Origin of the sequence: Wolbachia endosymbiont (group A) of Andrena helvola, assembly GCF_964028415.1 — a bacterium.
Taxonomy (GTDB): Bacteria; Pseudomonadota; Alphaproteobacteria; order Rickettsiales; family Anaplasmataceae; genus Wolbachia; species Wolbachia pipientis.
In genome coordinates this window covers 1205975-1225261 of sequence record NZ_OZ034779.1, presented here as the reverse complement: position 1 = coordinate 1225261, position 19287 = coordinate 1205975, and the positions used below count along the sequence as shown (strand labels likewise).

At 34.3% G+C, this 19287-nt stretch carries 23 protein-coding genes, 1 tRNA gene, 1 other RNA gene and 1 pseudogene; 13 read left to right on the top strand and 13 right to left on the bottom strand.

Annotated elements, in window-relative coordinates; genetic code table 11:
* Positions 1 to 153: 153 nt before the first annotated feature.
* The 11 genes and pseudogenes from ABWU73_RS06370 to ABWU73_RS06320 all read right to left on the bottom strand — a co-directional run bounded on the left by ABWU73_RS06370 (position 154) and on the right by ABWU73_RS06320 (position 6116).
* Positions 154 to 429 carry a type II toxin-antitoxin system RelE family toxin gene (locus ABWU73_RS06370; RefSeq protein ID WP_007550684.1) on the bottom strand — a complete coding sequence of 92 codons (276 nt, stop codon included), beginning with the start codon at positions 427 to 429 and terminating at the stop codon, positions 154 to 156.
* Positions 420 to 641, bottom strand: a complete 222-nt coding sequence (locus ABWU73_RS06365) for a hypothetical protein (RefSeq protein WP_006279415.1) — start codon at positions 639 to 641, stop codon at positions 420 to 422. Before ABWU73_RS06365 ends, ABWU73_RS06370 begins: the two co-directional genes overlap by 10 nt.
* 83 nt (positions 642 to 724) lie before the next feature.
* Positions 725 to 1036 (bottom strand): type II toxin-antitoxin system RelE family toxin, encoded by a 312-nt coding sequence (locus ABWU73_RS06360; RefSeq protein WP_010962380.1) that lies wholly within the window; start codon positions 1034 to 1036, stop codon positions 725 to 727.
* Complete coding sequence (locus tag ABWU73_RS06355) at positions 1017 to 1238, bottom strand: hypothetical protein (protein ID WP_095742622.1); 222 nt, start codon at positions 1236 to 1238, stop codon at positions 1017 to 1019. The genes ABWU73_RS06360 and ABWU73_RS06355 overlap by 20 nt, the downstream gene beginning before the upstream one ends.
* A gap of 102 nt (positions 1239 to 1340) precedes the next feature.
* Positions 1341 to 1547 carry a type II toxin-antitoxin system RelE family toxin gene (locus ABWU73_RS06350; protein ID WP_231115925.1) on the bottom strand — a complete coding sequence of 69 codons (207 nt, stop codon included), beginning with the start codon at positions 1545 to 1547 and terminating at the stop codon, positions 1341 to 1343.
* A gap of 67 nt (positions 1548 to 1614) precedes the next feature.
* Positions 1615 to 1833 carry a hypothetical protein gene (locus tag ABWU73_RS06345; protein ID WP_006279413.1) on the bottom strand — a complete coding sequence of 73 codons (219 nt, stop codon included), beginning with the start codon at positions 1831 to 1833 and terminating at the stop codon, positions 1615 to 1617.
* Between the two features lie 200 nt (positions 1834 to 2033).
* A complete protein-coding gene (locus ABWU73_RS06340; protein ID WP_006279412.1) occupies positions 2034 to 2471 on the bottom strand; it encodes a ClpXP protease specificity-enhancing factor SspB in 438 nt (145 codons plus the stop codon).
* 22 nt (positions 2472 to 2493) lie between these two features.
* Positions 2494 to 2824, bottom strand: a transfer-messenger RNA (tmRNA) gene (ssrA, locus tag ABWU73_RS06335).
* Positions 2825 to 2948: 124 nt separating this feature from the next.
* Positions 2949 to 3539 (bottom strand): CvpA family protein, encoded by a 591-nt coding sequence (locus ABWU73_RS06330; RefSeq protein WP_010962383.1) that lies wholly within the window; start codon positions 3537 to 3539, stop codon positions 2949 to 2951.
* Between the two features lie 57 nt (positions 3540 to 3596).
* The gene (locus ABWU73_RS06325; protein WP_010082169.1) at positions 3597 to 4193 is read right to left on the bottom strand and encodes a riboflavin synthase; all 597 of its coding nucleotides are present in this window, start codon (positions 4191 to 4193) and stop codon (positions 3597 to 3599) included.
* Positions 4194 to 4374: 181 nt separating this feature from the next.
* Positions 4375 to 6116: pseudogene (locus ABWU73_RS06320) on the bottom strand (hypothetical protein).
* A 30-nt stretch (positions 6117 to 6146) separates the two neighbouring features.
* Here ABWU73_RS06320 and ABWU73_RS06315 point away from each other — a divergent pair.
* The 12 genes from ABWU73_RS06315 to ruvC all read left to right on the top strand — a co-directional run bounded on the left by ABWU73_RS06315 (position 6147) and on the right by ruvC (position 16165).
* Positions 6147 to 6910, top strand: a protein-coding gene (locus ABWU73_RS06315) for an IS5 family transposase (RefSeq protein ID WP_156518237.1) whose coding sequence is annotated in 2 segments (ribosomal slippage) — positions 6147 to 6501 and positions 6501 to 6910 — 765 coding nt in all. Because the reading frame shifts where the segments join, the coding sequence is not laid out codon by codon here.
* A gap of 191 nt (positions 6911 to 7101) precedes the next feature.
* Positions 7102 to 8145 (top strand): phenylalanine--tRNA ligase subunit alpha, encoded by a 1044-nt coding sequence (gene pheS, locus ABWU73_RS06310; RefSeq protein ID WP_209472684.1) that lies wholly within the window; start codon positions 7102 to 7104, stop codon positions 8143 to 8145.
* A complete protein-coding gene (gene glmU / locus ABWU73_RS06305; protein WP_151808042.1) occupies positions 8146 to 9438 on the top strand; it encodes a bifunctional UDP-N-acetylglucosamine diphosphorylase/glucosamine-1-phosphate N-acetyltransferase GlmU in 1293 nt (430 codons plus the stop codon).
* Between the two features lie 1031 nt (positions 9439 to 10469).
* Positions 10470 to 10772 (top strand): 50S ribosomal protein L21, encoded by a 303-nt coding sequence (gene rplU / locus ABWU73_RS06300; RefSeq protein WP_006279565.1) that lies wholly within the window; start codon positions 10470 to 10472, stop codon positions 10770 to 10772.
* A 10-nt stretch (positions 10773 to 10782) separates the two neighbouring features.
* Positions 10783 to 11052, top strand: coding sequence for a 50S ribosomal protein L27 (gene rpmA / locus ABWU73_RS06295; protein WP_265017860.1), 270 nt, complete (start codon positions 10783 to 10785; stop codon positions 11050 to 11052).
* Between the two features lie 9 nt (positions 11053 to 11061).
* Positions 11062 to 11138, top strand: a tRNA-Ile gene (locus ABWU73_RS06290).
* Between the two features lie 57 nt (positions 11139 to 11195).
* Entirely contained in the window at positions 11196 to 12368 is a 1173-nt protein-coding gene (gene metK / locus ABWU73_RS06285; protein ID WP_353285479.1) for a methionine adenosyltransferase, read from the top strand.
* A gap of 228 nt (positions 12369 to 12596) precedes the next feature.
* A protein-coding gene (locus ABWU73_RS06280; protein WP_094189578.1) for an IS5-like element ISWpi1 family transposase occupies positions 12597 to 13429 on the top strand; the annotation gives its coding sequence in 2 pieces (ribosomal slippage) (positions 12597 to 12966 and positions 12966 to 13429; 834 coding nt in all).
* Positions 13426 to 14097 (top strand): TenA family protein, encoded by a 672-nt coding sequence (locus tag ABWU73_RS06275; RefSeq protein WP_070356740.1) that lies wholly within the window; start codon positions 13426 to 13428, stop codon positions 14095 to 14097. The genes ABWU73_RS06280 and ABWU73_RS06275 overlap by 4 nt, the downstream gene beginning before the upstream one ends.
* Before the next feature lie 44 nt (positions 14098 to 14141).
* Positions 14142 to 14801, top strand: coding sequence for a TenA family protein (locus tag ABWU73_RS06270; protein WP_010962391.1), 660 nt, complete (start codon positions 14142 to 14144; stop codon positions 14799 to 14801).
* Between the two features lie 47 nt (positions 14802 to 14848).
* Positions 14849 to 15676, top strand: a complete 828-nt coding sequence (locus tag ABWU73_RS06265) for a cytochrome c oxidase subunit 3 (RefSeq protein ID WP_006279354.1) — start codon at positions 14849 to 14851, stop codon at positions 15674 to 15676.
* Entirely contained in the window at positions 15677 to 16165 is a 489-nt protein-coding gene (gene ruvC / locus ABWU73_RS06260; protein WP_038199503.1) for a crossover junction endodeoxyribonuclease RuvC, read from the top strand. It begins immediately after the preceding gene.
* A 44-nt stretch (positions 16166 to 16209) separates the two neighbouring features.
* Here the strand turns inward: ruvC and ruvX are convergent, their stop codons facing one another.
* Both ruvX and ABWU73_RS06250 read right to left on the bottom strand, forming a co-directional pair.
* Positions 16210 to 16677 (bottom strand): Holliday junction resolvase RuvX, encoded by a 468-nt coding sequence (ruvX, locus tag ABWU73_RS06255; RefSeq protein ID WP_010082183.1) that lies wholly within the window; start codon positions 16675 to 16677, stop codon positions 16210 to 16212.
* Between the two features lie 303 nt (positions 16678 to 16980).
* Positions 16981 to 17166 carry a hypothetical protein gene (locus tag ABWU73_RS06250; RefSeq protein WP_265038513.1) on the bottom strand — a complete coding sequence of 62 codons (186 nt, stop codon included), beginning with the start codon at positions 17164 to 17166 and terminating at the stop codon, positions 16981 to 16983.
* 694 nt (positions 17167 to 17860) lie between these two features.
* Between ABWU73_RS06250 and gatB the strand changes: the two genes are divergently transcribed.
* Positions 17861 to 19285 (top strand): Asp-tRNA(Asn)/Glu-tRNA(Gln) amidotransferase subunit GatB, encoded by a 1425-nt coding sequence (gatB, locus tag ABWU73_RS06245; RefSeq protein ID WP_264329774.1) that lies wholly within the window; start codon positions 17861 to 17863, stop codon positions 19283 to 19285.
* The last annotated feature ends 2 nt before the right edge of the window (positions 19286 to 19287 follow it).

The window sequence follows — 19287 nt, the reverse complement described above, 5'->3', positions numbered from 1 at the left end:
AGTTATATAAAAGACAAGTATTTAGCCTTTTCAAACTCAAAATGTTGTTTTTGCTGAACCAAAAAAAACTTCATTTTTTGAGCTGCGCAAAGCCACCTAAAGTAGAGAATGGACAAGGAAGGAGGGGTGTATAATATATATTAATGTTGATATTTATTTCTTATAAATATCATCTCTATGTCCTATCTCTGTGATAGTTACTATATGATCTAATTGATTTACTCTGTAAATTACACGATAGTCACCAACTCTTAGCCTTCTACATCCTTTTAAGTTATGATGTAGTGGTTCACCAAAATTTATTGGGTCAACTGTAAGACGTTCTTTTATAGCCTTTTGAACTCTTAGCCTTATTATCTTTGGAAGGTTTGGTAAATCTTTTTCAACAACACTCTTTAGAGACTTAACCTTGTAACGCTCTAATCCCACTTAATATCTTCAAAATCAACTGTTTCTGCACCTTCAACATCACGCTCATCAGAAATTTTAGATACTAAAAAATCCTCCATTTCAAGCTCAACTGCTTCTCTAAATAGTTTTCCTGCTAATTCTTGAACGGGCTGTTTAGTAAATTCAGATAATTCAGCAAGATGCTTTAAAGTTTCTTCGCTAAGAGCTATGTTAATGCCTGAATTTGCCATATGTTTTACCAAAGTCCACTAATAATTATACAACATTTTTTTTAATTTTTCAATAAAGAAAGGAGTGGTGTATAAAAATATATTTAATGTTTCAGTAGGTCCAATATTGCCTGCTTGTAAATATTGTCCCTGTGTCCTATTGAAACAATAATTACTATACGTTTTACAGTATTTACACGGTAGACAATACGATAATCATCAGCAACTTTTATTCTTCTATGTTCCTTTAATCTCTTGCGTAGCAACACACCGTTACCAATAGGATCAGTCTCAAGATACTCTTTTATTGCATCTTTAATACTTGGCTTTACATCTTCCGGCAAGGAAGGCAAATTTCTTTTAAGAACATGCTTTAGATATTTAATGGTGTATTGCTTATTTCCAGATGTCTTCACTATCCTCTACTTCTTCTGCATCATCAGAATTTAACTCCCTAATAATTTTGGAAAATGCAATATCTTCCGCTTCAAGTTCGATTGCTTCCTTGACTAGCTTTTCTGTTAATTTTTGAACAGACTGCTTGGTGGCTCTAGCTAGTTCAACAAGATGCTGCGAAGTTTCTGGGTTGAAAGTTACACTAACTTTTGAATTTACCATAAGTTTTACCAAAGTCTACTACTATAGCTATTTTACAACATTTTTTTTAATTTTTCAATAAAGGAAGGAAGGAGGGCTGTATAAAAATATATTTAATGTTTATCAAGTAGCCTTCTCATAAATGGTGTCTCTATGTCCTGCTGTAGCAACAAATACCTTATGTTTTGCAATATTTACAGTATAAATAATTCGATAATCACTAACCCTTATTCTTCTATACCCTTTTAGCCTGCCACGTAATGGTTTACCAAATTTAATTGGATCAGTTGTAAGCCGCTCGTTTATCGCTTTTGTAATCCTTGATCTTATTGTTTTTGGAAGATTTAGAAAATCTCTTTCAGTAAAGTTTTTTGAGTAGACAATATCGTATTTCAGTTTATGTCCTCTCCCTTTCAGATAGTACTGTATTCCAGTCTACATCCTCACATTCCTTAATAGTTTTATATAACGCAATATCTTCTACTTCGCACTCGATTCCTTCGATGACTAACCTTTTTGCTAGTTCTTGAACGGATTCCTTGGTGATTTCAGCTAACTTAGTAAGGTTATGTGAAGTTTTTGGGTCAAAAGTTATACTAATTCCTGAATCTGTCATATGTTTTACCAAAGTCTACTAATAATTATACAACATTTTTCTGAATTTTTCAATAAAGGAAGTTGATGATATGTAAGAAAAATTTTGCCACCTGCGTTAATAAATAATTAAAGATTTAGCATATTTATCTACCCTCTATTCTATTACTTAAGTTAGACCACTTTTTTCTATTAATATTTTTTGTTTATAAAGATGAGCAGTTACTCATCACGCAGTTGATCTATGGATATAATACTACCGTTTGATAGTTTTTCAGTACATTTTTCACTTTTGTATTCTTTATCAGAGTCGATACTGATTTTGTCAAATATTAAAACATCTCCTGAAATTTTATCACGAAACTCACTAATAGCAAAAAACGGTATAGTAATTCGCTCTTGTTTTCCTTGAAAACTCAAACTGACGCTAAATTTATCCTCAGAAACTTTTAAATCATAGAATTGATGCTGTAATATAATAAGCATTTGAGTAGGGTATGACTTTTTCAAACGATCTGGCATGGTCACACCATTAAAATATGTGAAAAATAATATTTCTAAGTGAGGGATAAAACCATTACCTGATATAACATCTAAAGTCTTTTTGATAACTTGAAACTTAGCAGAATTAAGCAGTTTTTTGTAATCTGTTTGCTCCATATAACTTTCACATACGTAAATTTTGGGGGAACTTCTGTTACCCGGCGTTCCCTAAACCGTGCTTTAGTAATAAACCGGTTGTGCTAAATTAAGCAGCAACACGATATTTTTCAGCAGCAAAATTATCGTTTGCATTTAAATTATGAACTCTTAGCGGTGGTGTCTAACCGAGCAAAGCTACCATCTTTACTATGCATGTCGATCCTTAATCGCCCCCGTATAATTAAAAAACATGGTGGAGGCGCCGAGTACTGCCCTCGGGTCCAATACACCTATTACAAGGTAATTTTATTGCTATAGTACACAAAATGTACATAGCTATTATATAGCAACATTAAATAAATGTCAAGACATTATGACCTTAAGTTGATTTATTGCTAAAACAAAATTAATATTTCCAGTAAAAAATTCTGTGCTCTTAACCTGACACATATGGCTTTTTGAATACTCCCAATGAAAATATTTATAAATAAATATTTACTCTTCTTTTTTATTGTTTTTAGGTTTTTCTTGATCAACCATTTCTCCACCGATCTCTTTTATTTTTAGTATCAACGACTCTGGTACATACATGTCAATTACTTCTTCTGCTGTCACAAATAAAGCCTGATAAGAGTGTGAATTTATTATCCAATTAGGCAATATGTCTTCTGCTTCTATTTTATACTCTCCCTCTTTTTTGTCATATACTGTGTAGCAATATAAGTGCACAGCAAAAAATAATACATAAGAGAGCAATATTCCTTTAAGCACTCCGAGAAAGATTCCAGTAACTCTATCGATAAACCCCAACCTTATGGGTGATAATATGTACATTAGCCAGTTATTTATTATCATGAATATAAGATTAAGTATAATAAATACAGAGATTGTAGAAAGTATGTTTAGTGTAACTTTAGAATCAAAATATTTACTATAATTTGGAGCGAAAAAATCATAGTGATTAGCTGTCAGAAAGACCGATAAAAATAGAAACATTAGTGCGCATAGCTCTTTTATAAAGCCTCTAGTTACCGAGATTATTACGCATAGAACAACAATGAAGATAATTAGGCTATCGAAAAGCATGTTTTATATCTATATGGTTTTCAAGATATAATAGTTGTAAATAACAAGGTTGTAAAATTAATTGTATTTATGCTGCATCAATTGATCTAAATACCTAGCGATCATGTCAATTTCTAAATTCAAATAATCATTTACTTTGTTGTACTGAAAAGTTGTATTTTCCCATGTATAGGGAGTGATATTTACTGTAAATTCCTGATTAATAACTGAATTCACTGTGAGGGAAACCCCATCTAGTGTAACGGAGCTTTTTTTTGCAACAAATTTAATTAATTCTTGTGGGCACGATAGTTTGATTTCATGAGAATCTAAATTTTGATTAATTGTTAAAAATTTTACTATCCCATCAACATGACCCTGAACCAGGTGGCCATCGATCTTATCGCTTAATCTCATTGCTTGTTCGAGATTTATTTTTTTTCCTATTCTCCACGTATTTAAGTTAGCAACCTTCATAGTTTCTTGAGATGCTTGGACTGTAAATGTATCGCTCATTATATCAACAACAGTTAAACACACACCAGAGCAAGCTATTGAATCTCCTTTATTTATAGAGGATAAATTTTGTGTCTTGATATGGAAAATTTGATCAGAGTTGGAGTGAGTGGTAGTATCAGTTATAGTCCCGATATCCGTGATAATTCCTTTAAACATATGGTGAAAATAAATAATTTTACCATGAAAAATTTTTTACAACAACTTATTTCTATTTTGTTATAGTTAAAGTAATTCTGGTTTACCGACAATTTAAAAAACGACAAATTCGTCATCCCGCTACGTGTTAGCGGGATCTAGAGATACCGTGACGGTATGACGTAGGAAAACTGAGCCTGCACTAGCTATAGGCGCGAGAAAGGGGATCGTTTTCACTTACTTGTTCAATAGATTCTATAGAATATTCAGAATATATGAAATAAGCCAAACTCAGAACACATAATGCAGTTAATATTGGTAACCCTATGTTCAATGCTAGCCCAATACTTTCTCTTTTTTCTGGTGGCACTAATCCTTTTAACATTGACACTTTTCCTAACGGAAAATGCCATAAGCAAAGTGTTGATGCAGATGCTACTATTATAAATAGACAAAAATAAGCCTTTTTTGAGGAAAATACAGTTTTTAATGATGATTTGAGTGTAATGTTAGTAGGTGGTAGAGTTTTAGCTTCATTTGTTGCTGGTGAAAGATCTTTAATTGGTAAAGGGTTTGTAGATTTATGAGGAGTATTTTCATGTTGTGGAGAAGGTTGTTGTATATAAACACCTGAAACTAATTTAAGCAATTGCTCTTTTTTTCTATATACTTGTTTTTGTAAATATTCTTTACCTAAAAGTGAGTTACTAAGAGGTTGTGGCCTTTCGAGTATCTGTAATACTTCTGATATCTCGCCTGGCTCTAATATTGCATGTAATTGTTTATCTTGAAAGTAAACAATATTGAATACTGAGCTGAAAATATTGCAAAATGTTTCTGGATCTTGATTTTTGTATCCACTCATCACTTCAATAAATATTTTATCGAGTTTTTCCCCCTGTGCTCAATTTGGTTATCTATCATAGCTACTCTAGCATCATTTTGTGCTTGTTTTATGGCTAATGGTTTTTCTTTCTCTGATAGTTCTTTGGTCTGCTTTTTTGACTTCTTTTTTCTGTTAGCCTTAAAATACTCTGTGTGCGAAGTAGTTTGACCTACATTCTGTTCTGCTTCTTGAGGTATTGGATTTTCTATACTACCCCCTGTCATCCGAGTAGCTTGACTACTTGGATCCATGTTTCTTTTTTCCTGGTCAAACGCTGGAATAACACCAAATGGTATATTGTTGCTCTGTATAGAAAATTTTGGCAATTGTTGGGAAAAGAATTGTGACGTATTAAAAAAATTGGGTAGACAGAAAAAAGATCTAAACCAGAAAACGTTTTCATGCATTGCAGCAACTACTATCGAAACACGTGTAACTTGTTTTCCATTATTTGTTACATCGAAGCCAAATGAGCCTGTAACTGGTACGATTTGTTTATTTTGTGCATTTTTTTGGTTAGTTTCACTCTGTTCTTTTTTGTCTTCATTTTCAGTTTTTTCTGCATGTTGTAGCTTTTCATTTAGAAATAACTCGATTTGGTACAAGTTGTCCAGGTTAATGTTTTCAACGTCTGTTTGTAGCGTTATCGTTGTGCCCTGCAGAAGGATTTGAGGCGGAGCACTATTTACGAATTCTTCTACAGTTTTATAACTGTTAGTTTTACAGTAGTTATTATATAGTTCACTGCTTTCTTTGGGCACTTTTATGTTGGCTGTAAAATTTTTTTCCCGGGAAAGGCAGATTTTGAAAAAATTAATTAAAGAGTTTATTCGAAATAATCTTATATTAAAGGTGTCTTTATCTGTTGCTGTTAGCTCAAATGAAAATTCTTGTATATTACTTTCAATACTTCTCGAGCGAATAGTACTGATCTTAATTGTTTCGCTAGAAAATGCTTTACTTATGTTTCTGGATTTTTCCTTAAAGAGCTTAGGTAAATCCTCTATTTTATACTTATTCTTAGAACCTGTCTTGAAAGGGAATAAAGAAAAGAGTATGATGAGGTAAGCAAAAAATAGGAGGGTAAATTGTATCCAAGTGATATAAGTGACAAGGAATGGGAAATTTTAGAGCCCTATGTTGCACAAGGAGCGATAGGACGACCAAGAAAACATAACATCAGAACAATTATTAATGCAATAAGGTATATAATGAGGGGTGGTTGCCAGTGGAGAATGCTACCAAAGGATTTTCCCCCATGGAAAACGGTGTATGACTATTTTATCAGGTGGCGTAATAATGGAAAATTGAAAAAAATACATGACATGCTAGTAAAAGAGGTAAGAAAAATGGTTGGTAAAAATGAAACACCTTCAGTAGGTATAATTGACAGTCAATCAGTGAAAACGACTCAAAAAGGGGATCAAGAGGATATGATGCCGGTAAAAAAATAAAGGGTAGAAAACGCCATATTATTGTAGATACACTAGGTCTTGTAATTACTGCAGAGGTACACAGCGCAAGCATTCAGGATCGTGATGGTGCTACCAATCTTTTTATTCAAGCTAAATGCAAAGCTCCAACATTACGTAAGTTTTTTGCTGATCAAGGATACAAAGGTAAATTACAAAATCGATGTTTGTTGGAAACTGGATGTTTGCTAACGATTACCAAGAAATTGGTTGATACAGGATTTCAGGTTATTCCTAAACGTTGGATTGTAGAACGAACCTTTGCTTGGCTTTCCAATTTTAGACGCATGAGCAAGGATTACGAGCATTCTCCTCTTACTTCAAAAAACAATATCTTATTTAATATGATTACTTCTATGCTTACTAAATTAGCTGCTTAACTCCTTTCAAGACAGGTTCTTAGTTTCAGTATTACTGTTGTGCATAGTTGATACAGCAAATTCATCAACGCAAAGGTAAATAAAAAAGATTAATCAGTCAATAAATTAATAATCAGAATAGGGCAATTTTTCGGATTGTTGATGATATTTAAAATTTCACTATAATGAAAGTTTAAGCCAGCGTTTTTAAGATGAATAAAGAGTTATTAGATGACATACTTTCACTTGAAGATAAAGCAGTTTCCGAAATTGAGAATGCTTCTTCTTTACAAGATTTAGAAAAAGTTAGGCTATCATATTTGGGAAAAAAGGGTGTAATTAAAGCTTATTTTGACAACTTAAAAGAGATAGAAGACGCAGGAAAAAAGCGCAATTTAGGCGAAGTTATCAACGTTTTACGTAATAAGCTAGATCAGCTTATAATGAATAAGGAGAATATACTAAAAGCCGAAGAAGTTAACTTTAAATTGCAGAACGAGGCAGTTGATATCACGTTGCCTGCGAGGCCAGAAAAAATTGGCAAGGTCCATCCACTCAGTAAGGTTCTAAATGAAGTAAAGCTTATTTTTGCACATATGGGTTTTAAGGCAGTTGATGGCCCTGACATTGAAGATGAATTTCATGTATTTGATGCACTGAATACTCCAAGTCATCATCCTGCACGAGAGGAGCAAGATACCTTCTACTTAAAGAATAAAATAGATGATAAAAGAATGGTACTGCGCACTCACACCTCATCTGTACAGATTAGAACCATGGAAAAAACAAAAAAATTCCCAATTAAAATAGTAGCCGCAGGTAGAGTATACAGAAACGACTTTGATGCAACTCACACCCCTATGTTCCATCAAATAGAGGGGTTATATGTCGATGAGAATGTCAATATGGGCCAGTTAAAATTTACTATTCATCACTTCCTTAATAAGTTCTTTGGCGATAAAGGGCTGAAGATACGTTTTCGTAATAGTTTTTTCCCTTTTACCGAGCCTTCTGCGGAAGTGGACATAAGTTATAAAGGTAGTAAATGGATAGAAGTACTGGGATGCGGTATGACGCATCCAAATGTATTTCAAAATGTTGGAATAGACCATACTAAATACAACGGTTTTGCGTTTGGCATTGGTATAGAAAGGCTTGCAATGCTAAAATATCAAATTAGCGACTTGAGGAGCTTTTATGACAACAAAATCAGCTGGCTTGATCATTACGGTTTTCATTTTTCATCTTTAAGATAAGTGATAAGTAAAACTCATACGTTCGTTATACTTGCTGCAGGGCATGGCAGGCGGATGAATTCAGATTTGCCTAAGGTCCTACACAAAATAGGCAGTTTTTCCATGCTCCAGCATGTCATTTACAATGCAAAACAGTTAAATCCTGAAAATATTGCTGTTGTAGTTGATCAGCCTTTAATTGAAAGACTAAAGTGTTTTAAGGATATACAGTTAATTACACAAGAATTAACACTTGGCACGGGAGATGCGGTCAAAACTGCGATGAGAAACCTAAGAGAATTGCCAGATTCAAGCATAGTTGTTGTGCAGTATGGGGATACTCCGCTCATAAAAAGCAGCACAATAACTAAAATGATTAGTTATTTAGAAGGCAAGGCTCTAGTTTGCCTAGGTTTTAGGACAAGCAATAAAGAATACGGTAGGTTAATTATTGAGAATGGTTCCTTAAGAGAAATCGTAGAAGCAAAGAGTGATAAAAATAATCATGAAGAATTTCTTGCAAATGCTGGAATAATGGTTGCATGTGCAAAGAATTTACGTGAATTGGTGGAGAAAATAGAGTGCAATAGCTCAACTCATGAATATTACTTGACCGATATAGTTTCCATTGCAGTGAAGAGTAATTTAAATGTCGGTTACGTTATTACCGGTGGAGAAGAAGCAACGGGAATAAATAACAGAAATGACCTTATAAAAGCTGAGTTTTACTTTCAAGAAAATAAAAGAAAAATTTTTACCGACTCCGGAGTAACGCTTGTTGCACCAGAGACTGTTTTCTTTTCTCTTGATACGCAAATTGCCAGAGATTCAGTTATTTACCCATATGTTTTTTTCGGTACTGGAGTGAAAATAGAGTCTGGTGCGAAAATACTGCCATTTTCGCATTTAGAAAACTGCTTAATTAAAAGTAATGCTGAGGTCGGTCCATTTACCAGAATACGCGGAAACACAACAATTGGTAATAAGGCAAAAATAGGAAATTTTGTGGAAGTGAAAACAAGTGAAGTTGGTCAAAACACTAGAATAAAACACTTAAGTTATATAGGAAATGCTAAAGTAGGGCAGGAGAGTAATATAGGAGCAGGCACTATTGTTTGTAATTATGATGGGAAAAATAAACATGAAACGAATATAGGGAGCAATTGCTTTGTTGGCGCCAATAGCTCACTAATTGCGCCGCTTAATATTCATGATGAATCTGTAATTGCAGCAGGTAGTGTTATAGTTGAGGATGTACCAGAAAAAAGCCTTGCAATAGCAAGAGAAAAGCAAGTAACTAAGAGAATAAAGTAGTCTAATTTAATTATGTTGTTGTGTCATTTTTAATATTAGACTTCTTGCATAACCATATAACAAACTTTTATTGGGAATAGAAACAAAAAAACTTCCTTGACAAACTCCGCCAGCCCCCTTATCATAACAGTGAAGCTATTGTATTTGCTTTCGCCAATCTGCAGATTAAAAGGTAAGGATTACTTAATGTATCGGCGTCTTATGTTTAATTTTTTGCAGTACATAGATACTGTATGTCTTTACAAAACTTCATCTACATCTAGATTTTTATCTAAATAAGCTGAACGCGCTTATAAAGCGTTACAAGACATCAAAAAATGCCAATACTCGACAGAGATAGTAAAAGACTAGCTAACTCGGGGATTCTTTGTCTTTTTTTCTGCTTAGTAAACTTCTTAAACATTTGCAGCGTAAGTTAGTTGCAATTAAAAGCAGCTTAATCTTGCTTGTCAAGCGTTTAAAACATAAAAAACGCCAATATTTTAAAGCGGACAATAACCACGGGGCTTCTTTTGCCTTTTTTTTCATTTGGTAAATTCCTTAATGTTTATGGCTAAACGACAATCGTCATCCCGCTGCTTGTTAGCGGGATCTATTGCTGAGATACCGCGAATGAATCGCGGTATGACGGTTCGCGGCGGTATGACGTAGGACTGCTGTCATCCCAGTGCGTGACACTGGAATCCCAAAAAAGGATGATGTCATCCTAGTGCTCCTTTTTTTGTCATCCGAGTAGCTGACACTTGGATGACATCGTCATAAAGGAACCAGTGTCAAGCTACTCGGATGACAGGAGAAGGGGCTACTTGCATGACGGTGTCGGTAAACTTAGAGCTATAATAACTATTTGCCTTTTTTCTGCTTAGGTTATGCAAGAAGTCTACTGTCTGAGAAAAGGTAGATAAAAGATGAAAACAGATAGAAGTATTTTAGTAGCTCAAAAAGAACGTTAAGTCATGCTTTTTATTTATATTGACAGCGTATATGACATCGTTTACGATTAAAGTTAATAACAATAATTTATATTTATCATGTTTGCAGTAATTGAGACTGGTGGAAAGCAATATTTAGTAAAAGAAGGTAGTATAATAAAGGTAGAGAAGTTAGAAGCTGAAGAAAAAAAAGAGGTGGAAATCAATAAGGTGATTTGTATTTCAAATAATGGCTTATCTTATTCATCTAATGCTACTGTTAAAGCTGAAGTGTTGGAGCAGTGCAGGGGGGAAAAAATTATAATCTTTAAGAAGAAAAGAAGAAAAAATTACCGTAGGAAAACTGGTCATAGGCAGTATATAACTGTTCTTCGTATAAATGAAATTAGTCTTCAAAAGTAAGAGGTAAGATATGGCAACTAAAAAATCAGGTGGTAGTTCCTGTAATGGTAGAGATTCAGCGGGTCGTAGGTTAGGAATAAAGAAGAATGGGGAGGTTATTCCTGGTAACATAATTGTGCGCCAAAGAGGCACAAAATTCCATCCTGGGAAGAATGTTGGTATAGGTAAAGATCATACGATTTTTGCTAAAATAGAAGGCTGGGTCAGCTTTAGAAGGTCAGCAAATAAAAAGACTTTTATTGATATCGTGCCTACAGATAATATGAAAGCTTCAGCTTGAATAAATCATGGGTCTGTAGCTCAGGTGGTTAGAGCGCACGCCTGATAAGCGTGAGGTCGGAGGTTCAACTCTTCCCAGACCCACCATTTAGTAGTTACTAACTGTGTTTTCTATAGCGGTTTTGATATTGTATAAGCAAAAACATGAGTTTATATAAAAATTTAGTAACCAGTGAATCAGTGGCGGCTGGTCATCCAGATAAAGTAGCAGATCAAATTTCAGATGCAATACTTGATGAGTACCTTTTTACTGATCCTTTTGCGCGAGCTGCAATAGAGACTTTAGTCACCAAAGATAACGTTATTATAGCTGGGGAAGTGTTTGGGCCTAACATCAAAAATAGCAGGATTGAAAGTATTGTACGGAATACAATAAAAGATATTGGTTACAAGCACGATGGGTTCCACTGGAGAAAAGTGAAAGTAAATATATTGCTGCATGAGCAATCAAATGACATTGCAATAGGGTTGGATCAAGGTGCTGGAGATCAGGGCATAATGTATGGCTATGCAACAACAGAGACAGAAAACCTTATGCCGGCACCCATTTTTTATGCACACTCGATTCTGAAAAATATCATGAGCGCAGTTAAAGAAGCAAAACTTGGTCCAGATGCAAAGTCACAAATCACTTTGGCATATGAGAATAACCTCCCGGTACGTGCTGAAAGTATTATTGTCTCAATACAGCACCCTGAGGATTTGGATCAATCAAAAGTAAAAGAAATAATTTACCCTTACATAGTTTCATCTTTACCTGAAGGATGGATGTGTCCTGAGGAAAATCTCTTAGTCAATCCAACTGGTAGATTTGTTATTGGTGGACCGGTTAGTGATTGTGGATTAACCGGACGAAAAATTATGGTTGATACTTATGGAGGTTATATTCCACACGGTGGAGGAGCGTTTTCCGGAAAAGATGCAACCAAAGTTGATAGATCTGCGGCTTATATGGCAAGATATCTTGCTAAAAATATTGTCTTTGCAGGTTTGGCTGAACGTTGTCTTGTGCAGCTTTCTTATGCAATTGGTGTATCAAAACCTACTTCATTCTATATTGATACATTTGGTGCGAATAAGGTAGAGGAAAGAGTAATTAAAAAGTTTATCGAGAATAATATAGATTTATTAACAAAAGGCATAATCAAGCATTTATCGCTTAATCATCCTATATATAAACGTACAGCCTGTTATGGACATTTTGGTAAAGAGTCAGAAAGTGACGGTGGATTTTCTTGGGAAAGCATAAACTTGTCTGCTGATCTTCGTAGAGAATTCAATATAGAAGGTAATAGTAAAATTTCTTTAGATTGCTAAAATTTTTGATTTACAGCCCCATATTTATATACTAGCTTATTGTTAAAGCATAGCACGCTTTTTCATAATAATTATACCACATTAGTAATAATTTTTATATTCAATTTTTATTGTGAGGCTTATAAAGTGTATAACGAAATAGAAGGAGAACTGTACAACGTAATTGTAAGAGGTTGTCCGGAAACAAGTAAAAGGCTATAATATCTGAAATTTTAGTACGGGGTAAAGATGAGAAAAAAGTATCCAACAGATCTAAGCGAAAGGGAATGGGCAAGAATAGAAAAACACTTCAGAGTATCATACAAGAAAGGAGGAAGGCCGCCAAAGTATAGCAAAAGAGAAATATTAGAAGCAATTTTCTATGTATTGCGTACAGGGTGTCAATGGCGGTATTTACCAAATGATTTTCCGCTATGGAAGACTGTGTATGAGCAGTTCAGGCAATGGAAGAAGCAGGGAATTTTTGAGAAAATGAATTATGAAATTACAAAATATAGTAGAAGAAAAATAGGAAGGAATGAGCAGCCGAGTGCCTGTATAGTAGATAGTCAATCTGTAAAGACTACAGAAAAGGGGGGATCAAAGGCTATGATGGAAGTAAAAAAGTAAAGGGTAGAAAAAGGCATATAATTACAGACACTCAGGGTTTTATACTAGGTTGTTACGTAGGCGCTGCTAACGAAAATGATAGAGATGGTATTAAAATAGCATTAAACAATATGAGAACAAAATATACTAAAGTTAAAAAAATGTGGGCTGACATGGGATACCAAGGAAGAAATTTAAAGAATCACATAAAGGAAGAATATGACATAGATATTGAAATTGTTAAAAGGCCTCCATGTAGATTTTGGGTGCACAAAGATACGCCACCTGAGCTACTACCAACAAGAGAACAAGGGTTTAAAGTACAGCCAAGAAGATGGGTTGTAGAAAGGACTTTTGCTTGGGTTAATAGGAATAGAAGGCTATCGAAGGAGTATGATTTACTCACAACATCCACTGAGAATTTCATATACCTAGCTATGAGTAGGGTTATGTTAAAGAGGGAATATGCTTGAATTTACTAGTTTCCGGACAACCTCTAAAAGAGTTTTCTGATCTTATTGATAAAATAAAAGAACACCCTTTTAATGTTGAATTGATAAATAATACATTAGATTATGAAAAATTCAAATTCTACCTTCAGCAGGATTTTCTGTATTGTATAGATTGCGCTCGTGCTTTTTTAATTGTTGCAGCTAGAGTTGATGATATTGAAATGATGAGTAGTTTAATCAATTTGGCACAAGGAGCATTTTATGTTCGAGAACAGTATAAAAAATATTTTGAAGATTGTGATCTATCTGATGATCACAAAAAGTCAAGAGCTTGTTCTGCCTTTACTGACTTTTTCATGAGTGCCGCATATCACAATTCTGTTAATGAAGCTTTAGTAGCATCTTATTCTTGCTTTAACATATACCAAATCGTTATACGCCATATGGTAAATGAGATAACAACTAAAGGGGTTAAAAATAACAAATACAAAGAGTGGATCAACATTTATAGTAGCGAAACAGTAAATGCTGTAATTGATGAGGTTACTGATATTACAAATAAGCTATATAAAAAAGCTAGTGACTGTGAAAAAAAGAGGATGTATGAGTTTTTTAAGAAAGGGCTGGAATTAGAAATAATGTTTTGGGATGAGGCATATTACTCTAATATATCTAGCAAAGAATATTAGCAGCGGATTATTTACGTTAACTTGATCTTTTATCGGTAACTACAGTGTTCAGTGGCATAATTAGGAGCTGTTACGGGTCAAATCTTTTAAAGGATATAATTGAGCATCCTTTTAATGTTGAGTTAGCGAATAACACCCTAAATATAGAGAACTTCAAATTCTATGCTCAACAAAAGACGTTGTTCTTAGGTGATTATATTCGTACCACCTTAATTACTGCATCCAAAATGGAAGATTATAGTAGTATTATCTCGCTTGCTGAAGTAGCCCAAAGAGTAGTGACTGTTAATAGAATGCTATATGACTACTACTTTACTATGTACGGTATAAGTCGCGAAAAGAAATCTCTTGAGTGTTTTAATTTCACTAATTTTCTTTTATCCATCTCGCATAGTAATACCTATGAGGCTATGACGGTTTTGTATTCTTGCATGTTTATATACGAGACTGTCGTTGATAGCATGAAAAATAGATTCAAGAAAAATAATAGATATAGGGATTGGTTTAATTTTTGTTACAGTGATTCAGTAAAGTCTGGATGCATTATTTTGGAAAATATTGTTGATGGATATTGCAGCAGAGCAAGAGAAAACGAAAAGAGCAGAATGCTTGAGTTGTTTAGAATAACTGCACAATTTGTGTTAGATTTTTTGAACGGTGCATATAATTTTTCAAGATTCAATCAATTTCCTAAGGAACATTGACAATTTTAAGCTAATTTGTATCCTTAATAAGTATTTTTTAAAATGCTATGAAAAGTAAAGAACATGATTTTCATTTAGTGGATCCAAGCCCTTGGCCAATTGCTGTATCAGCAGCAATTCTTATTCTTGCACTTGGATTAGTTGGCGCGCTTCATAAACAAATTGTCGGAATGTTTTGTTTAGTTTTGGGAATCTCCGCAGTATCAGGGGTGCTGTTTTATTGGTGGAGAGATGTAATAAGGGAGGCCATTTATGACAAATGTCACACTGCCATTGTAAAACATGGACTCAAATTTGCAATGTACTTGTTTATTCTCTCGGAGGTCGTATTTTTTATAGTGTTCTTTTGTTCATTCTTTAAAGCCTGGCTTGATCCAGTTTTTTTATTTGAGGCGTTTTCTCCTGCAAAAAAAGTTGAATGGCCCCCTGAGGGAATTTTGCCACCTGATCCGTGGTCACTACCATTCATGAATACATTAATATTATTGCTTTCTGGTACAACAATTACTTGGGCAAATCACTCTTTACTTAAAAATGATAAAAAGAGCATGATTAAAATGCTGTCCATAACTATATTGCTTGGAGTTTTTTTTATAATAGTGCAAGCAATAGAGTATCATGAAGCGAGTTTTTCTCTACAAGAAACAGGAGAAAAGCTTATTTATACATCCAATTTTTATATGATTACCGGTTTTCACTGCGCACACGTTATAATAGGAATAATATTTTTATCAGTGTGTTTATTTAGAGCACGGAAAGGCCAATTTACACTTCAGGACCATTTGTGCTTTGAGTTTGCCTCCTGGTATTGGCACTTTGTAGATGTAGTCTGGATATTTTTATTTTTGTTTGTCTATTGGTTAAGCGTTTATTAAGTGGTTAAAATAATAGGTCTAGATCCAGGAATAAGCAAGACTGGGTGGGCCATTATCAGCCTGAACGAAAAAAATAATATTGAATTTTTGGGCGGCGGTACCATATCAACTGATGGTAAATTGGGTACAGGTGAACGCCTACATATAATTTTTGAACAATTAAAGAAAGTAATTTCCCTATACTCTCCGAATGAAGCTGCGGTGGAGAAAATTTTTGTTAATAAAAATCCTAAATCTTCACTAACTTTAGGATATGCAAGAGGGGTTGTAATTTTAGCGTTAAAAATAACAAAGCTAACTATGAATGAATATGATGCAAACTATGTAAAAAAAAGCATTACCGGAAATGGCCATGCTGATAAGGATCAGATTATATTTATGGTGAAGCAAATAGTTAAAAATTTGAGTATAAAATGCCACCATGCTGCTGACGCTCTTGCTGTAGCAATTTGTCATGCTTATACGAAAGGTTCTTGTTTTGTTGAGTAACTTTTATATGGGATTCAGTTTGAAGATTTCCAGATCTGGAAAAACTATTTGATTGTATTTATCTTGTCTAACGTTCGTTGCAAAATAATACATGCGGAGATTTTATCATCTATTTTTTTCGATTTTGTGATTGATATTCCAGTAATTTTTAGTGTATGAGTTGCGATAGATGTTGAGAAGCTTTCGTCTTGTAAGTATATATTTACTTTATATTTTTTTATTATTTTATTTGCGAATTGGATTATAGTTTTACACCATTTAGTTTCTTGCTCGTCCATTTTTAATGGTAGTCCTATTACCATTGATCCAGATTCATTTTCTTTGAATATTCTATGCAGATAACCTAAATCTTTGCTCATATTTTTTCTGTGATATATGCTATGAGCTGTGGCTATGAGCTGTGTTTTATCGCTAAATGCTATGCCTATTTGCTTTTCTCCCATGTCAAGGCACATTATGCGCTTATCTTTTGGAATAGACTTTAGAAACTCATCTGGATTTCTATGTAGCATCTATTAGACTTCCTTTAAAGTGACCTTACCAAAAAAGTGGAGAGAAAGTTAAGAAAATTTTTTACAAAAAGAATAATGAATCAAATTTCTCAGGAATGCAATAGACTTCTTGCATAACCCAAACTAAGTAGAAAAAAGGTATCATCTAAGTAGCTGACACTGGTTTCCATCCAAAAGGGCAGTGCCCCTATGATGTCATTCCAGTGCTTGACACTGGAATCCAGACTTTAATTGTTATACTTGTAAATAAGTCTGGTGAGAATAGACGTTCATCTCAAAATGCAGTATTTTTGTTGAAATAGCTCAACTGGATTCCAGCGTCACGCGCTGGAATGACACCTTTGTGTTTGCATAGCTGTACGAACATTGTAATTTGAGAGCAATCTCCACAAGGGAGGATGTCATTCCAGTGCCCAGACACTGGAATCCAGGAAAAAGAATGGTGTCATCCAAGTAGCTGACACTGGGATCCAGAAGACTTAATTTCAACCAAATAATAAAGGCTGGATCCCAGTGCTTGGCACTGGAATGACAGCAATCCTACGTCATACCGCAATTCATTCGCGGTATCTCGGCCGCTAACAAGTAGCGGGATGACGGTTATCGTTTAGCTACAAACATTAAGAAATTTACCAAACGAAAAAAAAGGCAAAAGAAGCCCCGTGGTTGGCTAATTACTTACATTATACTTTCAAGTATGGCGTTTTTTTATTCTAAACACTTAATAACCGCGATTCAGTTGCTTTTAAACCGCAACTAATCTAAATTATAAACGTTAAGAAATTTACTAAACAGAAAAAAAGGCAAAAGAAACCCTAGGGTAGCTAGTTATTCACTATCCATTTTTTAAGTTGGTGTTTTTTTATGTTTTAAACGCTTTATAAGCGCGTTTCAGCTTATGTAGGTAGAAGTTTGATAAAGACATAAGGTGCACATAGTGCAAAAAATTAAACATGAGACGCCAGATACGTGAGTTTTTTTGTCATTTAATCTGTACAGAGAAGATAAATAAATAGCTTCAATTTTATGATAAGAGGGCTGGCGAAGCTTGTCAAGTAATCTTTTGCATTTAACCCGTTTCTATGGGTAAAACAATCTGCATACCACTTAGCTAACATGAGTTTTGTTTTGACTTTTTGTGCTAATTTTGCAGAATATTAAGATTATCATTTAAATAAAATACATGACGAAAGAGGATTGGGAAGCGGTAATTGGGCTTGAGGTGCATGCTCAAGTTTCTTCTAATACGAAGCTATTTTCTAGCTCATCAACGGAATTTGGTGCTGAGCATAACACTCAAGTTTCTCTAGTTGATGCGGCAATGCCAGGTACGCTGCCAATACTAAATTATTACTGCATAGAGCAAGCAATACGCACTGGTCTTGCACTTTCTGCAGAAATTAATAAGTATTCTTACTTTGATCGGAAAAATTATTTTTATCCTGATTTACCGCAAGGTTACCAGATAACCCAGTTTTTTGAGCCAATAGTTAAAAATGGTAGAGTATTTATCAACGACAATGAAAAGGAAATAAGAATTGCGAGAATTCATTTAGAGCAAGATGCAGGAAAGAGCGTTCATGAGGAAAGCAAAACTTATGTAGATTTAAATCGTGCAGGGGTTGCTTTAATGGAAATTGTTTCAGAACCAGATCTCCGTTCATCTGCGGAAGCTGCAGAATGCATGAAAAAATTGAGGCAGATTTTGCGTTACATTGGTTCGTGTGATGGTGATATGGAAAAGGGATCACTTCGTTGTGATGCAAATGTTTCTGTCCGCCTAAAAGGCAGTAGTACATTTGGCACTCGTTGTGAAATAAAAAATCTGAACTCGATACGTTATATTGTGCAAGCTATAGACTATGAAATACAAAGACAAATTGAAATTTTAGAAAGTGGAGAAGAAATAAGTCAAGATACCTTATTGTTTGACGTTGCTTCGGGAAAAACAAAAGTGATGAGAAGCAAAGAGGATGCAAGCGATTATAGATACTTCCCTGAGCCTGATTTATTACCTGTTGAGGTAAGCCAGGATAAAATTGATTTAATTCAATCATCTTTGCCCGAGTTGCCAGATCAAAAAAAGCTGCGATACATTGAGGAATTGGGTATCAATGAATACGATGCAAACGTCATTACCTCCGATAAAGCAATTGCTGATTATTTTGAGGAATTGATAAAAAAACATGATTCAAAGCTCGCCGTTACCTGGTTAACCGTAGAGCTTTTTGGTCGTTTGAATAAAGCAGGTATTGATATTGTGAGCTCCCCAATCAAAGCAAATGCTTTGTCCGAACTCTTAGATTTTATCGTTGATGGAACAATCTCTGCTAAACTTGGCAAGCAGGTATTCGATAGTATGTTTGAAACTGGCAAACCTGCATCTTTAATTATAGAAGAGCAAGACCTAAAACAAATAACCGATAGAGGTCAAATATCAGGAGTTATCGACACAATCGTCAATAACAACCAAGATAAAGTTCAAGAATACAAAAGCGGTAAAACAAAGTTATACGGATTCTTTGTCGGCGAAGTTATGAAACTTACCAAAGGAAAAGCCAGCCCTGATGTGGTGAATTCAATTTTGAGTGAGAGATTAAGTAATTAGTC

Coding starts and splice junctions, on each gene's coding strand:
- ABWU73_RS06355 (WP_095742622.1), bottom strand. CDS start 1,238: ATGGTAAATTCAAAAGTTAGTGTAACTTTCAACCCAGAAACTTCGCAG.
- ABWU73_RS06265 (WP_006279354.1), top strand. CDS start 14,849: ATGAAAAGTAAAGAACATGATTTTCATTTAGTGGATCCAAGCCCTTGG.
- gatB (WP_264329774.1), top strand. CDS start 17,861: ATGACGAAAGAGGATTGGGAAGCGGTAATTGGGCTTGAGGTGCATGCT.
- pheS (WP_209472684.1), top strand. CDS start 7,102: ATGAATAAAGAGTTATTAGATGACATACTTTCACTTGAAGATAAAGCA.
- ruvX (WP_010082183.1), bottom strand. CDS start 16,677: ATGCTACATAGAAATCCAGATGAGTTTCTAAAGTCTATTCCAAAAGAT.
- ABWU73_RS06345 (WP_006279413.1), bottom strand. CDS start 1,833: ATGACAGATTCAGGAATTAGTATAACTTTTGACCCAAAAACTTCACAT.
- rpmA (WP_265017860.1), top strand. CDS start 10,783: ATGGCAACTAAAAAATCAGGTGGTAGTTCCTGTAATGGTAGAGATTCA.
- ABWU73_RS06340 (WP_006279412.1), bottom strand. CDS start 2,471: ATGGAGCAAACAGATTACAAAAAACTGCTTAATTCTGCTAAGTTTCAA.
- rplU (WP_006279565.1), top strand. CDS start 10,470: ATGTTTGCAGTAATTGAGACTGGTGGAAAGCAATATTTAGTAAAAGAA.
- ABWU73_RS06325 (WP_010082169.1), bottom strand. CDS start 4,193: ATGTTTAAAGGAATTATCACGGATATCGGGACTATAACTGATACTACC.
- metK (WP_353285479.1), top strand. CDS start 11,196: ATGAGTTTATATAAAAATTTAGTAACCAGTGAATCAGTGGCGGCTGGT.
- ABWU73_RS06365 (WP_006279415.1), bottom strand. CDS start 641: ATGGCAAATTCAGGCATTAACATAGCTCTTAGCGAAGAAACTTTAAAG.
- ABWU73_RS06330 (WP_010962383.1), bottom strand. CDS start 3,539: ATGCTTTTCGATAGCCTAATTATCTTCATTGTTGTTCTATGCGTAATA.